This is a genomic window from Ancalomicrobiaceae bacterium S20 (genome assembly GCA_040269895.1).
Lineage (GTDB): Bacteria > Pseudomonadota > Alphaproteobacteria > Rhizobiales > Ancalomicrobiaceae > Methyloraptor > Methyloraptor flagellatus.
In genome coordinates this window covers 817,471-836,697 of record CP158568.1, presented here as the reverse complement: position 1 = coordinate 836,697, position 19,227 = coordinate 817,471, and the positions used below count along the sequence as shown (strand labels likewise).

Genomic DNA, 19,227 nt, shown 5'->3' with positions numbered 1-19,227 from the left:
GCGCGGGACCAGAACTCACGGCGAGCGCCGCACCCGCACCATACGCGCCCCGCCCCGGTTGAGACCAGAGGGCTTCGGCGGACCAGAGGGCTTCGCCTGCGGCATGCCCGGCGCGAGAGCATGACGACGGACAAGCGAGGTCCGGGAGACGGGCGACCGGCCGTGATGATCAGAGTGTGCGATAGGCGCGGTCGGCATAGAGCAGCGCGCCGCTCGCATCGCCGAGCGATACGGCGCGGATCTCGCCGAACACGATCGTATGGGTGCCGACTTCGTGGATCGCGGCGACGACGCAGTCGAAGGCGACCCTTGCACCGCCGAGCAGCGGCGCCCCCGTCGCGCCGGTCGTCCAGTCCGCCTGTCCGAACCGGTCCTGGTAGTCGATGTCGATGCGGCCGGCGAAGACGTCGGCGAGCCGCTCGGCGCCGGCGCCGAGCGTGTTGACCGCGAAGACGCCGTTGGCCTTCAGCACGGCGTTGAGCCGGCTCTGGCGCGCGAGACAGACGAGCAGGGTCGGCGGCTGGTCGGTCACCGAGGCGACGGCGGTCATGGTCGTGCCGCCGCGCCCGGCCGGGCCGTCGGTGGTGACGATATGGACGGCCGCCGCCACGCGGCTCATCGCCTCGCGAAACAGGATCGGATCGGGAGCCGTCGGTTCGTCCCGGACCAGTGCCGTCGTCTTCATGCCCGCTCCACCGGCGATGGTTCGCCGGGCCCGCAGAAGCCGGCACGCGCGATCGCCGCTTGAATGTCGTCGCCTCAATATAGGCACAGGGTCTGAAGAGACCATGAGCGGCGTGCCGTTTCGCGCCGGCGCTCCGCGGCCACGCTTGCGCCGCCGCGGTCCGGGTCCCGGATCGGTGGGCCCCGCCGCCCCGGAGACCGGACGGAGCCCGCCGGCCGCAGCTCAGGATGCAGGCACTGCCGTGCCTGACGCATTTGCGGGCATCAACGAGCCGTGATCCTGGGGAAAACCTGGTTTCGCGCGCGGCAAAGTCATCCCCCTCCGGTGGTGCGCGACGCGATAACCATTTCGCGCAGCGCATATGTGAAATGCAAATTCGAGAGGCGTTGCAGCCCTCGCCGCATAGCGTTTTCCACCGTCTATGGACGGAAAAATAGTGAAATCCACGGCGACGCGTGCATGGCTCGCGGACGCCGCACGGTCGAATTCGCATTGCGGCAATCAAACAAATTTTTCCGCCTTTTCGGGGGCGACAGAACGATTTGTTTTTTGTGACGAGCATTTGACGGTGGGAATTGTCTCGCTCGAAAGCGCGGGTTAAGAACGTGACCGAAATGGGGCATCTAGCCCCCGTCACGGGACGGAGTGACGCGGGTGGCGGTCCGATGGGGCCGAAATCCGCGTTTCGGTGTGGGAGCTCGTCTCAGAGTGGAAGTATTCGTCCAGCAGCTCATCAACGGCATCACGCTCGGCTCGATCTACGGGCTCATCGCCATCGGCTACACGATGGTGTTCGGCATCATCGGCATGGTGAACTTCGCCCACGGCGACGTGTTCATGGTGTCGGCCTTCATCGCGATGATCACCTTCCTGGTGATCTCGACCGTGCTGGGCCTCGGCTCGGTCGTCTTCAGCCTCCTGATCTGCCTGATCACGGCGATGGTCCTGACCTCGGTCTGGAACTGGGCGATCGAGCGGGTCGCCTATCGGCCGCTGCGCGGCTCCTTCCGCCTCGCCCCGCTGATCTCGGCGATCGGCATGTCGATCTTCCTGTCGAACTTCGTGCAGGTGACGCAGGGCCCGCGCAACAAGCCGCTGCCGCCGATCATGAACGACGTGATCACGGTCATCCAGTCGGCGAGCTACCCGGTCACGATCTCCTACAAGCAGATCCTGATCATCGTCGTGAACGCGATCCTGCTGGCCGCCTTCTGGTATCTGGTCCAGAAGACCTCGCTCGGCCGGGCGCAGCGCGCCTGTGAGCAGGACCGCAAGATGGCCTCGCTGCTCGGCATCGACGTCGACCGCACCATCTCGCTGACCTTCGTGATGGGCGCCGCGCTCGCCGCCGTCGCCGGCACCATGTACATGGTCTACTACGGCGTCGTGAGCTTCTCGGACGGCTTCACGCCGGGTGTGAAGGCCTTCACCGCCGCCGTGCTCGGCGGCATCGGCTCGCTGCCCGGCGCCGTGCTCGGCGGGTTGCTGATCGGCCTGATCGAGACGCTGTGGTCGGCCTATTTCACGATCGACTACAAGGACGTGGCGACCTTCTCCATCCTGGTCATCGTGCTGATCTTCATGCCGCAGGGCATCCTCGGCAAACCCGAAGTCGAGAAGGTCTGACGACATGGCTTCGAACACGAACGCCGGCGCCGTCGAACTCGACGTCCGCGCCGTCATCAAGGATACGCTGATCACCGGCCTCGTCGCGCTGGCGATCCTCGGCCCCTTCATCGGCCTCAAGACCGTGCAGAACATGCAGAACCAGCTCGTCCTCGAGACGCGCTGGCCCCTGCTCGCGGCCTTTGTCGGCCTGCTGATGGCCGGCCGCCTGCTCATGACGATCTTCGTCTGGTCGCGGCCGAAGAAGACCAAGGCGGCCGCGGCCTCGACCGCCAAGTACGGCTGGGTCGGCCCGCTGCTGCTCGGCTTGGTCTTCGCCTACCCGATGGCCATGCTGGCGATCAACGGGCCCGGCGGCTCGATCAAGTGGATCGACAATTTCGGCATCCAGATCCTGATCTACGTGATGCTCGGCTGGGGCCTCAATATCGTGGTCGGCCTCGCCGGTCTGCTCGACCTCGGCTATGTCGCCTTCTATGCGGTCGGCGCCTATTCCTACGCGCTCCTGTCGCAGACCTTCGGTCTGTCGTTCTGGGTGCTGCTGCCGGTCTCGGGCATTCTGGCGGCCATGTGGGGCATGATCCTCGGCTTCCCCGTGCTGCGTCTGCGTGGCGACTATCTCGCCATCGTGACGCTCGCCTTCGGCGAGATCATCCGCCTCGTGCTGATCAACTGGGTCGACTTCTCGGGCGGCTATGCCGGCATCTCGGGCATTCCGCGCCCGACCCTGTTCGGCATCCCGTTCACCGCGGCCGACAACGGCTTCGCGGCGACCTTCGGCCTCGAGTTCACGCCGATCCACCGCACGATCTTCCTCTATTACGTGATCCTGGTGCTGGCGCTCGTCACCGCCTTCGTCACGACGCGGCTCCGGCGCCTGCCGATCGGCCGCGCCTGGGAAGCGCTGCGCGAGGACGAGATCGCCTGCCGCTCGCTCGGCATCAACACGACCAACACCAAGCTCACCGCCTTTGCGCTCGGCGCCATGTTCGGCGGCTTCGCCGGCTGCTTCTTCGGCGCCCGTCAGGGCTTCATTTCGCCGGAGAGCTTCACCTTCATCGAGTCCGCGCAGATCCTCGCGATCGTCGTGCTCGGCGGCATGGGTTCGCTCTACGGCGTCGTCATCGCGGCGATCGTGATGGTCGGCGGCTTCGAGCTGATGCGCGAGATGGACTTCCTGAAGCTCGTGTTCGGCGCCGATTTCGACCCGACGCAGTACCGCACGCTGCTCTTCGGCGCGGCGATGGTCGGTATCATGCTGTGGAAGCCGCGCGGTCTGATCTCGACCCGCGAACCCACCGCCTTCCTGAAGGAACGCAAGGCCGTGTCCGGCGATCACGTCAAGGAGGGTCACGGCTGATGACCCGCTGGGAAACCAACCCGCTCCTCAAGGTCGAGCACCTGACCATGCGCTTCGGCGGCCTGGTCGCGGTCAACGACCTGTCGTTCACCGTCGGCGAAGGCGACATCACCGCGCTGATCGGCCCGAACGGCGCCGGCAAGACCACGGTGTTCAACTGCATCACCGGCTTCTACAAGCCGACCGAAGGCCGGATCGCGCTGCGCCACGGCGATCTCGCGATCTGGGACGACCTCGACCGGCTGACCGCCAAGGCCGACCGGCAGCTCACCCGCGGCGGCGACGGGCTCTACCTGCTCGAGCGCATGCCGGACTTTCTGGTCTCGGCCAAGGCCAAGGTCGCGCGCACGTTCCAGAACATCCGCCTGTTCTCGGGCATGACGGTTCTGGAGAACCTGCTCGTCGCCCAGCACAATCCGCTGATGATCGCCTCGGGCCTGACCGTGTTCGGCATCCTCGGCCTGCCGGGCTTCCGCTCGTCGGAGAAGGTGGCGATCGATCGGGCCAAGTACTGGCTCGACAAGATCGGCCTGACCGAGCGCGCCGACGACCCCGCCGGCGACCTCCCCTACGGCGACCAGCGCCGGCTGGAGATCGCCCGCGCCATGTGCACCGAGCCGGTGCTGCTCTGTCTCGACGAGCCGGCCGCGGGCCTGAACCCGCGCGAGAGCGCCGAGCTCAACAAGCTGCTCCGCGCCATCCGCAAGGATCACGGCACCTCGGTGCTCTTGATCGAACACGACATGTCGGTGGTCATGGAGATCTCCGACCATGTCGTCGTGCTCGACTACGGTACGAAGATCTCGGACGGGACGCCTGACCACGTGAAGAACGACCAGAAGGTGATCGCGGCCTACCTCGGCGTCTCCGACGACGAGGTGGCCGAAGCCGAGGCGGAGGTGTCGCTGTGACGACGACCCCGCTCCTCTCCGTCCGTGGCGTAAAAACCTACTACGGCAACATCATCGCGCTGAAGGGCGTCGACATCGACGTCCACGAAGGCGAGATCGTCACGCTGATCGGCGCCAACGGCGCCGGCAAGTCGACGCTGATGATGACCATCTTCGGCAGCCCGCGCGCCCGCGAGGGCACGATCACCTACGCCGGCCGCGACATCACCAAGCTGCCGACGCATCACATCGCCCGGCTGCGCATCGCGCAGTCGCCGGAAGGCCGCCGCATCTTCCCGCGCATGACCGTGTTCGAGAACCTCCAGATGGGGGCGGCGATCAACGACTTCGCCTTCTTCGAGGAAGATCTGGAACGCATGTTCACGCTGTTCCCGCGTCTCAAGGAGCGCGTGAACCAGCGCGGCGGCACGCTCTCGGGCGGCGAGCAGCAGATGCTCGCCATCGCCCGCGCGCTGATGAGCCGGCCGAAGCTGCTGCTGCTCGACGAGCCGTCGCTCGGCCTCGCGCCGCTGATCGTCAAGCAGATCTTCGACGCCATCAAGGAACTGAACCGGACCGAAGGCCTGACCGTGTTCCTGGTCGAGCAGAACGCGTTCCACGCGCTGAAGCTCGCCCACCGCGGCTACGTGATGGTCAACGGTGTCATCACCATGAGTGGCACCGGCCAGGAACTCCTCTCCCGCGAGGAGGTCCGCGCGGCCTACCTCGAAGGCGGCCATCACTGAGAGGATCGTTGATCATGCAAGGCATCATCTACGAAGAATCGTCGATCTGGTTGTTCCTGCTCGTGACCTGCCTGATGGGCGGCTGGGCGGCCTGGATGACCGGCAAGGCCTGCGCCTCGACCTGGCGCCCCTACCCCGTGCTCGCGGTCTATCTGGTCCTGCTGACCGCCGCGGTGCGCTTCATCCACTTCGCGCTGTTCGGCGGAACGCTCTTCTCGGCGCACTATTTCCTGGTCGACCTCGTCGTCGTCCAGGCGATCGGCGCGCTCGGCTACCGCCACATGCGCACGCGCCAGATGGTATCCAAATACCGCTGGCTCTACGCCGCGGCCGGCCCGTTCGGCTGGACCGCACGTCAGTGACTTCATCGGGAGCCGTCGCCTTATCCATAGTCGACGGCTTCCTGATTTTTGGGCTTCCCGAAAGGGAGGAAATGGAGTGACATCCCTCGTCTGTCGAACCGGGAGGTTCGGCGCGCCGGGGTTGTCACACGCCGCGACGGAGCTTTCTCGCCCGTCGCGGAGGTCGGACGCCCCTTCGGCGAAAGCCGGGGAGCGCGCGCCGATGGTTCGAAGGAATTGCGGACAGCGGCCGCAGCTTTCGACGGCCGCATCCGTCGGTACTCGTGGAGAGGAGTGTACTTCGATGAAGAAGTCTTGGGTTTCGGGCGTCGTTCTCGCCGCCGGCCTCGCTTTCGCCGGTCAGGCGCACGCCGACATCAAGCTCGGCGTCGCCGGCCCGATCACCGGCCCGAACGCCGCCTTCGGCGCGCAGCTGAAGAACGGCACCGAGCAGGCGGTCGAGGACATCAACGCCGCCGGCGGCATCCTCGGCCAGAAGATCGTCCTCTCGATCGGCGACGACGTCTCCGATCCGAAGCAGGGCGTGTCGGTCGCCAACAAGTTCGTCGGTGACGGCGTCAAGCTCGTCGTCGGCCACTTCAACTCGGGCGTCACCAACCCGGCCTCGGACGTCTACGCCGAGAACGGCCTCTTGATGATCACCCCGTCGGCCACCAATCCGAAGATCACCGAAAAGGGTCTCTGGAACGTGTTCCGTACCTGCGGTCGCGACGACCAGCAGGGCAAGCTGTGGTCGGACTACGCGGTCAAGAACTTCAAGGGCAAGAAGATCGCCGTCGTTCATGACAAGACCACCTACGGCCAGGGCCTCGCCGACGCCGCCAAGGGCTTCATGAACAAGGAAGGCATCAAGGAAGTCCTCTACGAAGGTGTGAACACCGGCGAGAAGGACTACTCGGCGCTCGTTTCCAAGATCAAGGCCTCCGGCGCCGACGTCCTCATGTGGGGCGGCCTGCACACCGAAGGCGGCCTGATCGTCCGTCAGATGCGCGACCAGGGCCTGAAGACCGTCATGCTCTCGGGCGACGGCATCACCGACGACGAGTTCGCTACCATCGGCGGCGACGGCGTCATCGGCACGCTGATGTCCTTCGGCCCGGATCCGCGCACCAACCCGGCCGCCAAGGACGTGGTCGAGAAGTTCCGCGCCAAGAAGTTCGAGCCGCAGGCCTACACCCTCTACTCCTACGCCGCCGTTCAGATCATGAAGCAGGCCGCGGAAGAGGCGAAGTCGCTCGACACCAAGAAGATGGCCGAGGTCATCCACTCGGGTAAGGTCTTCAAGACCGTCCTCGGCGACCTCAGCTACGACAAGAAGGGCGACCGCAAGGACGTCGACTACGTGATGTACACGTGGAAGAAGGTCGGCGACAAGATCACCTACGTCCAGGACTGATCGTCTTGACGAGGCGATCGATCGCCTGATCGATCCGTTACGAAGCCGCCGCGGAGAGCGATCTCCGCGGCGGTTTTGTTTTGAGCCTCGGGAAATGCGACGCCGGCATCGCTCGGGGCGCGCGCCCCCGTGAAAGGACCGGGGTACATCAAGACCTTGGCGGAGACCGGGCATCGGCCCGACGCCGGCTTTCGAGCACGTCCCGGCCTGCGTCTGGCCGTCGATGAACGGGCCGGACGCGCCTTACCTCGTCAGTGACGCCAGCAGATTATGCTGGCCGTTATAAATGATGTTGGTAATGCGCCAGCCCCGATCGCCCGACTGCAAATGGTAGGTGACGGTCTCGACCGGTGCCGGACCCGTGAAGGCGATGTTGCGGAATTGCACGCGAACAATGACGCGATCCTGCTGGCGCGAAACCTCGGTGACCTGCAAATCACCGATCTTGAGCTGATCCTGTCCGCCGCTGAGCAGCGAATAATCCAGTTTGCCCGGCTCGCTGTTGCGGGCGCTGTTCTGCTCGTCCTCGACGATCAGGCGAAGGAGCTGGCGCGATAGATATTGCGCGCGGGTGCGCTTGTCGAAAACATCACGGCCCTCCATCGCGCTGCGGTAGATGCTGTCGACGAGGTCTGCGGGCTCGGGTCCGGCGGTCGCGCCGGGCGTGTCCGAGGCAACCGGCGCGGCGGGTACGGGCGATGGCGCGGCGCTGGCGAGCGCGCCCCCCGGCGATGCAGCGCCCTTGCGCGCGCGACACTCCTCGACCTTGGAGATGGCGGCGGCCATTCCGTCGAGGCTGAAATCGAAGTCGCCCTTGCCGACGCCCAGGACGGCGGTCCTGCCCTGCCGCAGGGCGTCGAGTTGCCCCATGTTCAGCCAGGCGATCGTCCAGTCCCAGACAGCGGTGCCATTCACGTCGGCGCCCGCGCCGTTGGCCGGCTCCCTGCCGTCGATCTCCAGCCGCCCCTGCCAATCCTTCTTGGACGGCAGCTGAACCGCGAGTTGCCACTGCCGGCCGTCGCCCGGCATCGCCTGATCGACGCCGATCTTGACCGTGCGGTCGCCGGCGTTGTTGGAGGCGACGCAGTACATGAACACGCGCCCGGAGTAGGCGGCGCTGACCTCCCATCCGCGCGTCTTGCCGTAGGGCTCCTCGAACTGGCCGGCGCCGATGATGGCATAGCCGCCGTATTCCTCCGGTGTCACCAGCCAGTTGGTGCAGCGGCTCGCGAGCCGGCGGATGTTGACCGAGGCGCCCTCCACGCCTTGCTGCGACGTACGCATGCACCAGTCGAAATGCGACTTCCGGTCGCCATGAACACCCGAACCCGGGTTGAGGCAGGACGGGTTCATCTTGATGGCGTCTTCGGATGCCGTCGCGGCGGTCGCGGCGTACTGCCGGCAGAAGTTGGCGTCATTCGATTGCGCCCGGGCGGGTGCGACTTGGGCGGCGGCGGCCACCGCGGCCGTCGCGGCCATGGCCAGAATGCGAGCTTGAAACATGGGAGCAGCTTTCGATCGTGCGGGCTTCGGATAGCCGCGTCCGGAAGCGAATTCGTGGAACACCGGCGCGGCTTTCGGCAGCGCGGCCGTTACCGCAAAGTGAAGGTCGCGTCCGGGGTCGTCCGTGCGCGGTTTTCCTTCTTCCACCAGAACTCACCGTTCAGGCTGCGGCCCTGATCGTTGGTCACGACCGACATCGCACCCCCTGACACTTCGACGTTGTACGCGCCGTTCGAGTAAGCGAAGGAATACACGTTGCACGGATTGGTCGAGATACAGACCTTCACTTGGTTGTTCGGCTGCAATTCGAACGAAGCCGTCGTGCGCTGGCGTACAGTCACGTCCTGCGGTCCCGGAGCAGGAGGCGGCTGGCCACCGCCGAAATTGAACACGAGGGGACGGATCCAACGCCATTCCCCCGACCACTTGCCAGCGGAGCTGGGCTTGGTCGCCGGCTCGGGCCTGGCGACAGTGTTGGCGCTGGCGCATTTGCGAACCTCGGCCAGGACCTTGGCGACGTCCCCCGAAAACGACACCGAGCCCGACAGGATGCCGCGCGGTCCGGAGACGCGCCACTGGTAGGCGCGCGCCCGCGCAAGAGCCGCATAGTGGCTGTCGTCGATGTGAAACAGCAGCCGCCCGGTCACCTCGGCGTCGATCGGTTCGGCGTTGCCTCCGATGATGATCGAAGCCTTACCTTCCCTGTACCATCCCTGCGGCAGACCGGCGGGCACGGGGACGGAAACATACGAGCGACCGTTCGTGCGGCGCGAGATCAGATTCGCCCCCTGCACCGCACGGCAGTTCACCACGTTGGCGGCTTCCCCGGTCTGCGTGAACTTCCAGCCGGGAACGTTGCCGCCCCATGGCTCTTCCTGCGCGACCGCCGCCGAAGCAGTCAGCATCAGGAAAAGGGCTCCGCACGTTTGGCTTCTGCTCATTTCGTTTCCAGCCCCCCAAAATGACCGATCAGTCAGGTTAGATCATACTTTTTGCCTCGACGTGCACTGTCACTCGGAAGGCTCGGGAACCACGGCATGGACCGCATGCATCAATCGGGATCAGGAGAGCGGCATGCGATCCCGCGGGATCGGATACCGCTCTCGCCGCGATGCCCCGCTTCGCGGGATCTCGTGGTATCCTGGTCGCATTGGTTGGAGGATGGTCAATGAACCGGCCGCTGCGCAAACTGGTCGAACCGGATCTGACGATCACCGACTTTCTCGACCTCGTCTCGGAGGCCAAGGAGGACCGGTTCGAGCTCATCGACGGCCGCGCCGTCGCCATGACCGGCAACACGTTGCGGCATCAGTCACTGGTCGGAAACCTGTATACCGCGCTCCGTGAGCGCTCTCGTCCGCGCGGTTGCCGCACCTATCCCGGCGATGTCTTCATCGGCACTGGATCTGACGACCACTTCCTTGGCGTGCCCGATGTCTTCGTGCGCTGCGGCCCCCCGATCGAGGGCCGGGTGATCACCGATCCGGTGATCGTCGTCGAAGTGCTGTCGCCGTCGACCATCGTGAAGGACCGCGGCTACAAGTTCGAACGCTATGCCTCGATCCCGAGCCTGACGCAGATCCTGCTCGTGCATCAGAACGAGGCGCGCGTCGAATCCTGGACCCGCTCGCCCGGGTCCGAGGACGACGACCCCGCCTGGATCATGACGCCCTTCGTCGGCATCGAGGCCGCGCTGCCCCTGCCCGCGCTCGAGGCGGACCTGCCGCTCGCGCTCGTCTACGAAGACGTCGATCTTTCGCCAGCAGCCGCAGCCTCCGCCTGAACCATGCCCCGTCCCGGACCGACCAATTCCATCCTCGATGTCGCCGGCCTCACCGTCGGCCATGCCGAAGACGCACGCCTGAAGTCCGGCGTCACGGTCGTAATTGCGGACGAGCCGGCGACCGCCTCCGTGCAGGTGATGGGCGGCGCGCCCGGCACGCGCGACACGGAATTGCTGGCGCCGGAAGAGACCGTCGACCGCATCGACGCGCTCGTGCTCTCGGGCGGCTCGGCCTTCGGTCTCGATGCCGTCGCCGGCGTGCAGGCGGCCTTGCGCGAGCAGGGGCGCGGCTTCGCGATCGGCCCTGTGACGGTGCCGATCGTGCCGGGCGCGATCGTGTTCGATCTGCTGAACGGCGGCGACAAGGCGTGGGGCCGCTTCCCGCCCTACCGCGATCTCGGCTATGCGGCGGCCACTGCGGCGAGCCGCGCGCCCTTCGCCTGTGGCACGACCGGCGCCGGCGTAGGCGCCACCACCGCGATCCTGAAGGGCGGCCTCGGCACCGCCTCGACCGTGCTCGCCAGCGGTGCGACGGTCGCGGCGCTCGTGGTGGTCAATGCCGTCGGCTCGACCAATGTCGGCGACGGTGCGCACTTCTGGGCGGCTCCCTTCGAGATCGGTGCGGAATTCGGCGGCCTCGGCCTGCCCTCGCCTCTACCCGCGGATGCCGCCGTGCCCCGCCTGAAAGGCGTCGCACGCAGCGATGCCGCGGATGCCCCTGCCCTCGGCGGCAACACCACGATCGCCATCGTTGCGACCGACGCGGCGATCACCAAGGCGCAGGCCAAGCGTCTGGCGGTGCAGGCGCACGACGGTTTCGCCCGCGCGATCTATCCGGCGCATACGCCCTTCGACGGCGATCTGATCTTCACGCTCGCGACCGGCAAGATCGCGCTCGCCGATCCGCTTCCCGACTTCGTCGCGCTGACCATCGAGGCCGGCAACGTGCTCGCCCGTGCCATCGCGCGCGGCGTCGCTGCCGCGACCCCGGCCGCCGGCGACCAGCTGCCGACATGGCAAGAACGGTTCGGGCACGAGCTGCCCTGAACCCGCGCCCGCCGCTCTCCGGATCTCCGGCCGGACGTCACCCGACCGAGGGGCGGCTCGGTGCGCGGCCGCTCATTCCGCCGCGACGCCGAGCCGTTCGCCGGCATCGACCGGCGCGAGCCGCGCCCAAAGCGCCGCGCGGCGCGCCTTCGCCTTTCCATGTTGGCGTGCTTGACCGGGCCATAGCCCTTGGCCTGCATCGGCACCGCCGCGATCTCGGCGAGCAGGCCATGGCTCGCCGGCGTCAGCGCCGCGACGATGCGCTCGATCTCGGCGACATAGGCCTCGCGCCAGGCGCGCTCGGCCTTGCGCTCGGCCGTATAGCCGAACGGATCGAGCATCGTGCCGCGCAGTCGCTTCGCCGCCGCGAGCCCCTTGAAGGCGGTGAAGACCCAGGGCCCGAACGCCCGCTTGCGCGGCCGGCCGGTCGCCGGGTCGATACGGGCGAACAGCGGCGGGGCGAGCATCACGCGCAGCTTGTCGACGCCGTCGAACTCGGCTTCGAGCTTGGCGCGGAAGGCCGGGTCGGCATAGAGCCGCGCCACCTCGTATTCGTCCTTGATCGCCATGACCTTGTAGAGGCTTTCCGCCACCGCCCGCGTCAGCGTCTCGACGCCCGTCCCCATGGCGGCGGCCTCGGCCGCGCCGACCTTGGCCACAAGATCGCGGAAGCGGCGGGCGTAAGCCGCGTCCTGATAGGCTTCGAGCTCGCCGGCGAGGAAGCCGATCCGCGCCGCGAGCGCCATCGGCGCTGGCGCCGGCCGCGGCTTCACCAGCCGCTCGATCCGCGCCGGATCGGCGGCGAGCGCGCGCCCGCCGCGACCGCGGCGATGTTCTGCGCAACGGACGCGCCGTTCAGCCGGATCGCCGTCTCGATGCCGAGCGGCGAGACCGGCAGCAGGCCCTTCTGCAGCGCGTAGCCGATCAGCATCATGTTGGCGTAGATCGCATCGCCGAACAGCTGCTCGGCGATGCCGGCCGCGTCGAAGGCATCGAAGCCGAGCGAGGCCTCGCCGAGTGTGCGCGCGAGCTTCGCCGCCTCGAACGACTGGGTCTGGCGCAGCACGAATTCCGCCGACGGCGCGACCCGGCCGTTGGCGACGGTGCGGGTGCGGTCGCGATGTGTCATCGCCAGCGTCTCGCCGCCGGCCGCGACCAGCATGTCGGCCGCGATCAGCACGTCGAGCGAGGCGAGCGGCACGCGCGGCCCCTCGATCTCGCGACCGGGTGCGGCGAAGCGGACATGGCTCGTCACCGGGCCGCCCTTCTGCGCGAGCCCGGTCATGTCGAGCGTCAGCGTCTCGATGCCGTCGACATGCGCGGCCATCGCCAGCACGGCCGCGACCGTCGTGACGCCGTTGCCGCCGATGCCGGTGATGAGCAGGTTCAGCGTTCGCTCGAGCGGCGCGATCGCCGGATCGGCCAGCCCGGCGAGCAGATCATGCGCATCGAGCCGCCCGGCCGCCTTGCGCGGGCCCGCGCCGTCGACCCAGACGAACGACGGGCAGAAGCCCGAAACGCAAGAGAAATCCTTGTTGCAGCTCGACTGGTTGATGTGCCGCTTGCGGCCGAAATCCGTCTCGATCGGCTCGACCGAGACGCAGTTCGACTGCACCGAGCAGTCGCCGCAGTCCTCGCAGACGCGGTCGTTGACGAACAGCCGCGTCGCCGGATCCGGGTAATGCCCCTTCTTGCGCCGTCGGCGCTTTTCCGCCGCGCAGGTCTGGTCGTAGATCATGACCGAGACGCCCGGATAGGCCGCGAGGTCCTTCTGCACCGGCATCAGTTCGTCGCGATGATGCACGGTGACGAAGGCCGGCAGGCCGTTGGCGCCGTCATAGCGCTCGGGTTCGTCGGTGACGACGACGATGCGCTCGACGCCCTCCGCGCGCACCAGCGCGGCGATCTTCTGCGGGCTGAGCGGGCCGTCGTGGACCTGGCCGCCGGTCATCGCGACCGCGTCATTGTAGAGGATCTTGTAGGTGATATGCGCCTTGGCCGCGACCGCCTGGCGAATCGCGAGGCTGCCGGAATGGTAGAACGTGCCGTCGCCGAGGTTGGCAAACATGTGGCCGTCCTTGGAGAACGGCTGCTGGCCGATCCAGGGCACGCCCTCGCCCCCCATCGCCACCACGCCGTCGGTCGCGCGCTCGGCGATTTCAGCCATCGCGTGACAGCCGATGCCCGGCATGGCGCGACTGCCTTCGGGTGTCTTCGTCGAGGACGAATGCGGGCAGCCCGAGCAGAAGTAGGGCGAGCGGCGCGCGTCGGTCGCGTGGCCGGCGGCGAACACCGACTGTTCGACGAGCCGCCGCGCCGCAGCGCGCATGTCCTCGCCCTGCTGCGCCTCGGGAATGACCGCGAGCAGCGCCGGCACGATGTCGGCCGAGGACAGTTCGCGCACCGAGGCGAGGAACGGCGCGCCCTTCGGCGTCGTCTTGCCCCAGACCTCCGGGCGCATGTGCTCCGGCCAATGGAACAGGATGTCCTTGATCTGCGGCTCCATGAAGCCGCGCTTGTGCTCGACCACGACCAGCTTTTCCAGCCCGCGCGCGAAGGCGGCGATGCCGTTCGGCTCAATGGGCCAGCTCATCGCCACCTTGTAGATCGCAAGGCCGATCTCGCGGGCGCGCGCCTCGTCGATGCCGATGATGTCGAGCGCCTGCCGCAGGTCGCGATAGGCCTTGCCGGTCGCGACCAGCCCGATGCGCGGCCGGCGCGAGCCGAAGCGCACGCCGTCGAGCCCGTTGGCCCGAGCGTACCCCTGCGCGGCCGGGAGCCGCCTCTCGCGCACAGAGACTTCGAATTCGAGCCGGTTGGCGAGAAAGATCTTCTTGTTGAGGTCGCTGTCCCCACGCGGATCGGCGACGTCGAGCGGCCGATTGAATACGTGGCGGTCGAGGTCGACGTTGATGATGCCGGAGGAATCCATCGTATCGGCGAGCGCGATCATCGCGGTCCAGAGCCCGGACCAGCGCGACAGCTCGAGCCCGTGCAGACCGTAGTCGAGCACGTCCTGCAGATCGGCCGGGTTCAGAACCGGCATTTCGAGATCGGCGAAGGTCAGTTCCGACTGGCAGGCGACCGTCGAGGATTTCGCAAGGTGGTCGTCGCCGGCGATGGCGAGGCACCCGCCGAGCCGCGCGGTGCCGGAGGCGTTGGCATGGCGGAACACGTCGCCCGAGCGATCGACGCCCGGCGCCTTGCCGTACCAGATGCCGAACACGCCCTGATGCGTGGAGCCCTGGCCCGCGAGATCGACCTTCTGCGTGCCCCAGACCGCCGCGGCCGCGAGCTCCTCGTTGACGCCCGGCTGGAACACGATGTCGTGGGCGCGGAGCAGCGTGCGGGCCGACTGGAGCTGCTGGTCGTAGCCGCCGAGCGGCGAGCCGCGGTAGCCGGAGATGAAGCCGCCGGTCTTGAGGCCGGCCCGGCGATCGAGGCGGATGCGGTCGAAGCCGACCCGGACCAGCGCCTGGATGCCGGTCAGATACGCTCGTCCCTGTTCGAGCGTGTACTTGTCCGCGAGATCGATGTTCCGGGCGACATGCGTCATCGGCGATCCTCCTCGCGATCGGCTGCCCCGCCGACGCACTCGCCGTCCCCGAGCTTCGCGTCGGCCGCCGGCCAGCCATCGGCCTATGGTATGATGATGCTCCTCGTTTCGGGCGATTTCCGTGCTATTGTCCCGCTACAATCCATTTTAGCCGTGATTTTCTTCTCGAAACGGACCCATGAGCGAAAAGATCCATCTCGACGCCGGCGACATCCGCATCCTGCGCATCCTGCAGCGCGACGCCTCGCTCGCCATCGCCGATGTCGCGCGCGAGGCCGGCATGAGCCAGACGCCGTGCTGGCGCCGGATCAAGCGGCTGAAGGAGAGCGGTATCATCACGCAGATCGCGGCCCACGTCGACCGCGAAGCGGTCGGTCTCGGCTTCGTGTCCTACGCTTTCGTGAAACTCGCGCTGCCGTCGCGCGAGAACATGGAGGAGTTCGACCGGCTGGTGACGCGCTGGCCCGAAGTCGTCACCTGCGAGCGGATCACCGGGGCGGTCGACTATCTGATCAAGGTCGTCGCCGAGGACATCAAGACCTACGACGCCTTTCTCCGGAACAAGCTGCTCAACAACAATCTGGTCAGCGACGTGCAGTCGCGCATCGTGGTCAACACGGTCAAGGACACGCCGAGCCTGCCGCTCCGCGAAGGCTGAGCCTCCCGACCGACGGGCGCGGCGCCCGCCGGCCGGCAGCGGCCGGCTTCAGGGCTTCACCAGCTCGATGATGTCGAACTTGGATTCGAACTTCGGCCAGGGCAGTTCGAGCCTGAGCCGCTTCGGGCCGAGCTTCACCAGCCGGCCGACGCTGTTCTGGTCGGCATCGGCGCCGTAGCGGCGGGGCTTCTCGCCCTGCACGTAATTGGCGCCCCAGAAGATCATCGACGTGTCGGTGTCGTCGATGAAATGGCCGGAGAAACGCTGCGAACCGGTGGTCTTGTCGAGCCTGTAGCCGAGATCGTCCTCGCCGAGCACGCAATCGAACCAGCCGTAGATGGTCAGCGGCGGCTGGCCGCCGAGCTTGATGGTCCGGCAGCGATACTTGCCGCGGATGTCGCCCTCGCGCAGCGACTGCGGCTTGCCCGCAAGCACCTGATCGAGCACCGAGAGATCCGCCGGCGCGCCGCCGGCCCGCGCCTCGGCGAGCCCGGCGGTCCGCGCCGCCTCGAACCGCTCCAGCCGATCGCGATCGGCCTTCGAGACGTTGTCCTCGAGATAGCTGCTGTCGGCCCGAGCCGAAGGCGCGGCGCCGACCACCAGCCCAGGCACCGTCAGCCCGAGCACCAGCGCGACCACGATCCGCTTCATGAACACCCTCCCCGTTCGCAATGTCCGTCGATGCGCGACCGCACCGGGCCTCGAGGCCCGGTTCAGACGAAGCGCGTCGGCTTCAACGCGGAGACGTCGAGGAAGGGTTGCGCCCCGGTCATCATGTCGGCGAGCAGCCGGCCCGAGACCGGCCCTTGCGTGAAGCCGAGATGGCCGTGGCCGAAGTCGAACCACAGGCCGCGGTGGCGCGGCGCCGGGCCGAGCACCGGCAGGTGGTCGGGCATCGCCGGGCGCCGGCCGAGCCAGCGCGGCGCCCGTTCCTCGGCGAGCGGGAACATCTCGCGCGCAATCTGGTCGAGCTGGTTGAGCTGCCGGTAGTTCGGCGGCGCATCGCGATCGGCGATCTCGATGCCGGTCGTGAGCCGGATGCCCTTCTCCATCGGCGCCAGCACATAGCCGCGCTCGCAATCGACCACCGGCGCGTTGAGGACGGCATTGCCCTCGGAGCCGTAATGCACGTGGTAGCCGCGCTTGGAGGCGAGCGGGAAGCGATAGCCGAACTTCGCGGCCAGTTCCGCCGACCACGGTCCGAGCGCGAGCACGACCTCGGGCGCCGCGATCTCGCCCTCGGCCGTATTGACCGCCCAGCCGGTCTCGGTCTGGCGCAGCGACTGCGCCTCGCCGGTCACGAACCGGCCGCCGAGCTTGAGGAACAGGTCGGCATAGGCGCGCGTCACCGCCTCGGGCCAGGAGACCGACTGCGTCTCGGGAAAACGCAAGGCCTCGAAGACCTTGTCGGCGGCGATATGCGGCTCGAGGTCGGTCAGTTCCTTGGTCGTCAGGTGCTGGTACTTGACCCCGTAGCGATCCGACAGCGCGAGCAGGAGTTTCGTGCCGGCAAAGCCCTGCGGGGTGCGGTAGAGCCGGATCCAGCCGGTCTCGCGGAACAGCCGATCGGCCCCGGCCTCGGCGCTGAGCAGCCGGTGCTCGGCGATGCCCTCCCGGCATAGCGCATCGTTCGCCGCGGCATAGGCTTCCGCCGCCGCGTCGGTCGAGTGCTTGCGGAACGCCCAGAGCCAGGACGCGAGCCCCGGCAGGTCGCGCAGCCGGTAGTTCGCCTCCGGCGCCAGATTGAGCCCGTAGCGCAGCAGCGCGGAGAGCTCGCGCGGGAAGCCGGTCGGCACCAGGCCTTCGCGCTCGAGAATGCCGGCGTTCCCGAAGCTCGTCTCCTGCCCCGGCTCGCGGCGATCGACCAGCACGACCTTGCGGCCGCGCCGCGTCAGCTGGAGGGCGGCCGACACGCCGACCATACCGGCGCCGAGGGCGATCACGTCGATGGAAGACAAGGGACAACTCCCGGACAGGAAAGGCAAAGGGACGAAGCGGACCGGATCATGCGTCGCCGCCGCGGCGCCGGCAACCGCTCCCGCGCATGTCGGCAAAGATGCGTAAGCGCAGCCGTGCCGCGGCGCGGGCGCCGGACCGTCGCGCATCGCAGCCTAGCGCCCGCCGCCGTTCCGCATTGTCGCGAGGGCGACGCGCTCCGGATTGTCGCGAGGGCGACGCTCTGGTAATGCGCGGGCGGCGCCGGCGACGCTCGTCCGCCGAACCCGCTCGCCCGCCCCCGCCGCCCGAACCTGTCCGAGGCCCGCCGATGATCCCGCGCTATTCCCGCCCCGAGATGACCGCCATCTGGGAGCCGCAGACCCGGTTCCGGATCTGGTTCGAGATCGAGGCGCATGCGACCGACGCGCTGGCCGAGATCGGCGTCGTGCCGAAGGATGCGGCCGCCAAGATCTGGGCGATGGCCAAGGATGCGACCTTCGACGTCGACCGCATCGACGAGATCGAGCGCGTCACCAAGCACGACGTCATCGCCTTCCTGACCCATCTGGCGGAAATCGTCGGCCCCGAGGCGCGCTTTGTGCACCAGGGCATGACCTCCTCGGACGTGCTCGACACCTGCCTGAGCGTCCAGCTCGTCCGCGCCGCCGATCTGCTGATCGCCGACGTCGACCGCGTGCTCGCCGCGCTGAAGACCCGCGCCTTCGAGCACAAGCTGACCCCGACCATCGGCCGCAGCCACGGCATCCACGCCGAGCCGGTCACCTTCGGCCTGAAGCTCGCGGAAGCCTTCGCCGAGTTCTCCCGCGCCCGCGCCCGGCTGGTGTTCGCCCGCCAGGAGATCGCCACCTGCGCGATCTCCGGAGCGGTCGGCACCTTCGCCAACATCGATCCGCGCGTCGAAGACTACGTCGCCGAGAAGATGGGCCTCGCGGTCGAGCCGGTCTCGACCCAGGTCATCCCGCGCGACCGCCACGCGATGTTCTTCGCCGTGCTCGGCGTCGTCGCCTCGTCGGTGGAGCGCCTCGCGGTGGAGATCCGCCATCTGCAGCGGACGGAAGTGCTCGAGGCCGAGGAGTATTTCTCGCCGGGCCAGAAAGGCTCGTCGGCCATGCCGCACAAGCGCAACCCAGTGCTGACCGAAAACCTGACCGGTCTCGCCCGCATGGTGCGCTCCTATGCAATGCCGGCGATGGAGAACGTCGCGCTCTGGCACGAGCGCGACATCTCGCATTCCTCGGTCGAGCGCATGATCGGTCCGGACGCGACCGTCACGCTCGATTTCGCGCTGAACCGCCTCGCCGGCGTGGTCGAGAAGCTGGTGATCTATCCCGAGCGCATGAGCCTCAACATGGACCGCCTCGGCGGCCTCGTGCACTCGCAGCGCATCCTCTTGGCGCTGACCCAGAAGGGCGTGAGCCGCGAGGACGCCTACCGGCTGGTCCAGCGCAACGCCATGAAGGTGTGGGACAGCTACCAGAAGTCCGGCACGGCGACCGTCGACTTCCTGACCGAGCTGCTCGGCGACCCGGAAGTCCGCGCCGCGCTGTCGGAGGCCGAGATCCGCGAGAAGTTCGACCTCGGCTATCACCTGAAGCACGTCGACACGATCTTCCGCCGCGTGTTCGGCGACGCGTGAGGCCATTGTCCTTGTCAACC

Annotated in this window: 16 protein-coding genes and 1 pseudogene; 10 read left to right on the top strand and 7 right to left on the bottom strand. The window is 67.6% G+C overall.

The window, feature by feature from the left end:
• Positions 1 to 169: 169 nt before the first annotated feature.
• Complete coding sequence (locus tag ABS361_03955) at positions 170 to 685, bottom strand: flavin reductase family protein (GenBank protein ID XBY45448.1); 516 nt, start codon at positions 683 to 685, stop codon at positions 170 to 172.
• A 708-nt stretch (positions 686 to 1,393) separates the two neighbouring features.
• Between ABS361_03955 and ABS361_03950 the strand changes: the two genes are divergently transcribed.
• The 6 genes from ABS361_03950 (at position 1,394) to ABS361_03925 (ending at position 7,065) form a co-directional block, all read left to right on the top strand.
• Complete coding sequence (locus tag ABS361_03950; protein XBY45447.1) at positions 1,394 to 2,311, top strand: branched-chain amino acid ABC transporter permease LivH; 918 nt, start codon at positions 1,394 to 1,396, stop codon at positions 2,309 to 2,311.
• 4 nt (positions 2,312 to 2,315) lie between these two features.
• Positions 2,316 to 3,671, top strand: coding sequence for a high-affinity branched-chain amino acid ABC transporter permease LivM (gene livM, locus ABS361_03945; protein ID XBY45446.1), 1,356 nt, complete (start codon positions 2,316 to 2,318; stop codon positions 3,669 to 3,671).
• Positions 3,671 to 4,582, top strand: a complete 912-nt coding sequence (locus ABS361_03940) for an ABC transporter ATP-binding protein (GenBank protein XBY45445.1) — start codon at positions 3,671 to 3,673, stop codon at positions 4,580 to 4,582. Before livM ends, ABS361_03940 begins: the two co-directional genes overlap by 1 nt.
• Entirely contained in the window at positions 4,579 to 5,307 is a 729-nt protein-coding gene (locus ABS361_03935) for an ABC transporter ATP-binding protein (GenBank protein ID XBY45444.1), read from the top strand. The genes ABS361_03940 and ABS361_03935 overlap by 4 nt, the downstream gene beginning before the upstream one ends.
• A 14-nt stretch (positions 5,308 to 5,321) precedes the next feature.
• Positions 5,322 to 5,669: a DUF6867 family protein gene (locus tag ABS361_03930; protein XBY45443.1), complete on the top strand. Its 348-nt coding sequence runs from the start codon at positions 5,322 to 5,324 to the stop codon at positions 5,667 to 5,669.
• A gap of 283 nt (positions 5,670 to 5,952) precedes the next feature.
• Entirely contained in the window at positions 5,953 to 7,065 is a 1,113-nt protein-coding gene (locus tag ABS361_03925) for a branched-chain amino acid ABC transporter substrate-binding protein (protein XBY45442.1), read from the top strand.
• A 243-nt stretch (positions 7,066 to 7,308) separates the two neighbouring features.
• On the opposite strand, the gene ABS361_03920 is transcribed toward ABS361_03925, so the two are convergent.
• Together ABS361_03920 and ABS361_03915 are read right to left on the bottom strand one after the other, a co-directional pair.
• Positions 7,309 to 8,715, bottom strand: coding sequence for a hypothetical protein (locus tag ABS361_03920; protein ID XBY45441.1), 1,407 nt, complete (start codon positions 8,713 to 8,715; stop codon positions 7,309 to 7,311).
• Complete coding sequence (locus ABS361_03915; GenBank protein ID XBY45440.1) at positions 8,658 to 9,473, bottom strand: hypothetical protein; 816 nt, start codon at positions 9,471 to 9,473, stop codon at positions 8,658 to 8,660. Before ABS361_03915 ends, ABS361_03920 begins: the two co-directional genes overlap by 58 nt.
• Positions 9,474 to 9,736: 263 nt before the next feature.
• On the opposite strand from ABS361_03915, the gene ABS361_03910 reads away from it, so the two are divergent.
• Positions 9,737 to 10,351 (top strand): Uma2 family endonuclease, encoded by a 615-nt coding sequence (locus tag ABS361_03910; GenBank protein XBY45439.1) that lies wholly within the window; start codon positions 9,737 to 9,739, stop codon positions 10,349 to 10,351.
• Positions 10,352 to 10,354: 3 nt separating this feature from the next.
• Positions 10,355 to 11,398, top strand: coding sequence for a P1 family peptidase (locus tag ABS361_03905; protein XBY45438.1), 1,044 nt, complete (start codon positions 10,355 to 10,357; stop codon positions 11,396 to 11,398).
• 197 nt (positions 11,399 to 11,595) lie between these two features.
• On the opposite strand, the pseudogene ABS361_03900 reads toward ABS361_03905, so the two are convergent.
• Positions 11,596 to 12,144 (bottom strand): annotated as a pseudogene (locus ABS361_03900) (DUF6537 domain-containing protein).
• A gap of 23 nt (positions 12,145 to 12,167) precedes the next feature.
• Positions 12,168 to 14,954 (bottom strand): indolepyruvate ferredoxin oxidoreductase family protein, encoded by a 2,787-nt coding sequence (locus ABS361_03895; protein ID XBY45437.1) that lies wholly within the window; start codon positions 14,952 to 14,954, stop codon positions 12,168 to 12,170.
• Between the two features lie 178 nt (positions 14,955 to 15,132).
• On the opposite strand from ABS361_03895, the gene ABS361_03890 reads away from it, so the two are divergent.
• Positions 15,133 to 15,612 carry an Lrp/AsnC family transcriptional regulator gene (locus ABS361_03890; protein XBY45436.1) on the top strand — a complete coding sequence of 160 codons (480 nt, stop codon included), beginning with the start codon at positions 15,133 to 15,135 and terminating at the stop codon, positions 15,610 to 15,612.
• A 48-nt stretch (positions 15,613 to 15,660) separates the two neighbouring features.
• Here ABS361_03890 and ABS361_03885 read toward each other — a convergent pair whose 3' ends face one another.
• Together ABS361_03885 and ABS361_03880 are read right to left on the bottom strand one after the other, a co-directional pair.
• Positions 15,661 to 16,263: a DUF4893 domain-containing protein gene (locus ABS361_03885; GenBank protein ID XBY45435.1), complete on the bottom strand. Its 603-nt coding sequence runs from the start codon at positions 16,261 to 16,263 to the stop codon at positions 15,661 to 15,663.
• Between the two features lie 62 nt (positions 16,264 to 16,325).
• Positions 16,326 to 17,570, bottom strand: coding sequence for an FAD-dependent oxidoreductase (locus ABS361_03880; GenBank protein ID XBY45434.1), 1,245 nt, complete (start codon positions 17,568 to 17,570; stop codon positions 16,326 to 16,328).
• A 308-nt stretch (positions 17,571 to 17,878) separates the two neighbouring features.
• Here ABS361_03880 and purB point away from each other — a divergent pair, with 308 nt between their 5' ends.
• A complete protein-coding gene (gene purB, locus ABS361_03875) occupies positions 17,879 to 19,207 on the top strand; it encodes an adenylosuccinate lyase (GenBank protein XBY45433.1) in 1,329 nt (442 codons plus the stop codon).
• Positions 19,208 to 19,227 lie beyond the last annotated feature (20 nt).

Bases quoted from the DNA above. Each gene is read 5' to 3' on its own strand.
- ABS361_03955 (XBY45448.1), bottom strand. From the start codon at position 685: ATGAAGACGACGGCACTGGTCCGGGACGAACCGACGGCTCCCGATCCG.
- livM (XBY45446.1), top strand. From the start codon at position 2,316: ATGGCTTCGAACACGAACGCCGGCGCCGTCGAACTCGACGTCCGCGCC.
- ABS361_03940 (XBY45445.1), top strand. From the start codon at position 3,671: ATGACCCGCTGGGAAACCAACCCGCTCCTCAAGGTCGAGCACCTGACC.
- ABS361_03930 (XBY45443.1), top strand. From the start codon at position 5,322: ATGCAAGGCATCATCTACGAAGAATCGTCGATCTGGTTGTTCCTGCTC.
- ABS361_03925 (XBY45442.1), top strand. From the start codon at position 5,953: ATGAAGAAGTCTTGGGTTTCGGGCGTCGTTCTCGCCGCCGGCCTCGCT.
- ABS361_03915 (XBY45440.1), bottom strand. From the start codon at position 9,473: ATGCTGACTGCTTCGGCGGCGGTCGCGCAGGAAGAGCCATGGGGCGGC.
- ABS361_03910 (XBY45439.1), top strand. From the start codon at position 9,737: ATGAACCGGCCGCTGCGCAAACTGGTCGAACCGGATCTGACGATCACC.
- ABS361_03905 (XBY45438.1), top strand. From the start codon at position 10,355: ATGCCCCGTCCCGGACCGACCAATTCCATCCTCGATGTCGCCGGCCTC.
- ABS361_03895 (XBY45437.1), bottom strand. From the start codon at position 14,954: ATGACGCATGTCGCCCGGAACATCGATCTCGCGGACAAGTACACGCTC.
- ABS361_03890 (XBY45436.1), top strand. From the start codon at position 15,133: ATGAGCGAAAAGATCCATCTCGACGCCGGCGACATCCGCATCCTGCGC.
- ABS361_03885 (XBY45435.1), bottom strand. From the start codon at position 16,263: ATGAAGCGGATCGTGGTCGCGCTGGTGCTCGGGCTGACGGTGCCTGGG.
- purB (XBY45433.1), top strand. From the start codon at position 17,879: ATGATCCCGCGCTATTCCCGCCCCGAGATGACCGCCATCTGGGAGCCG.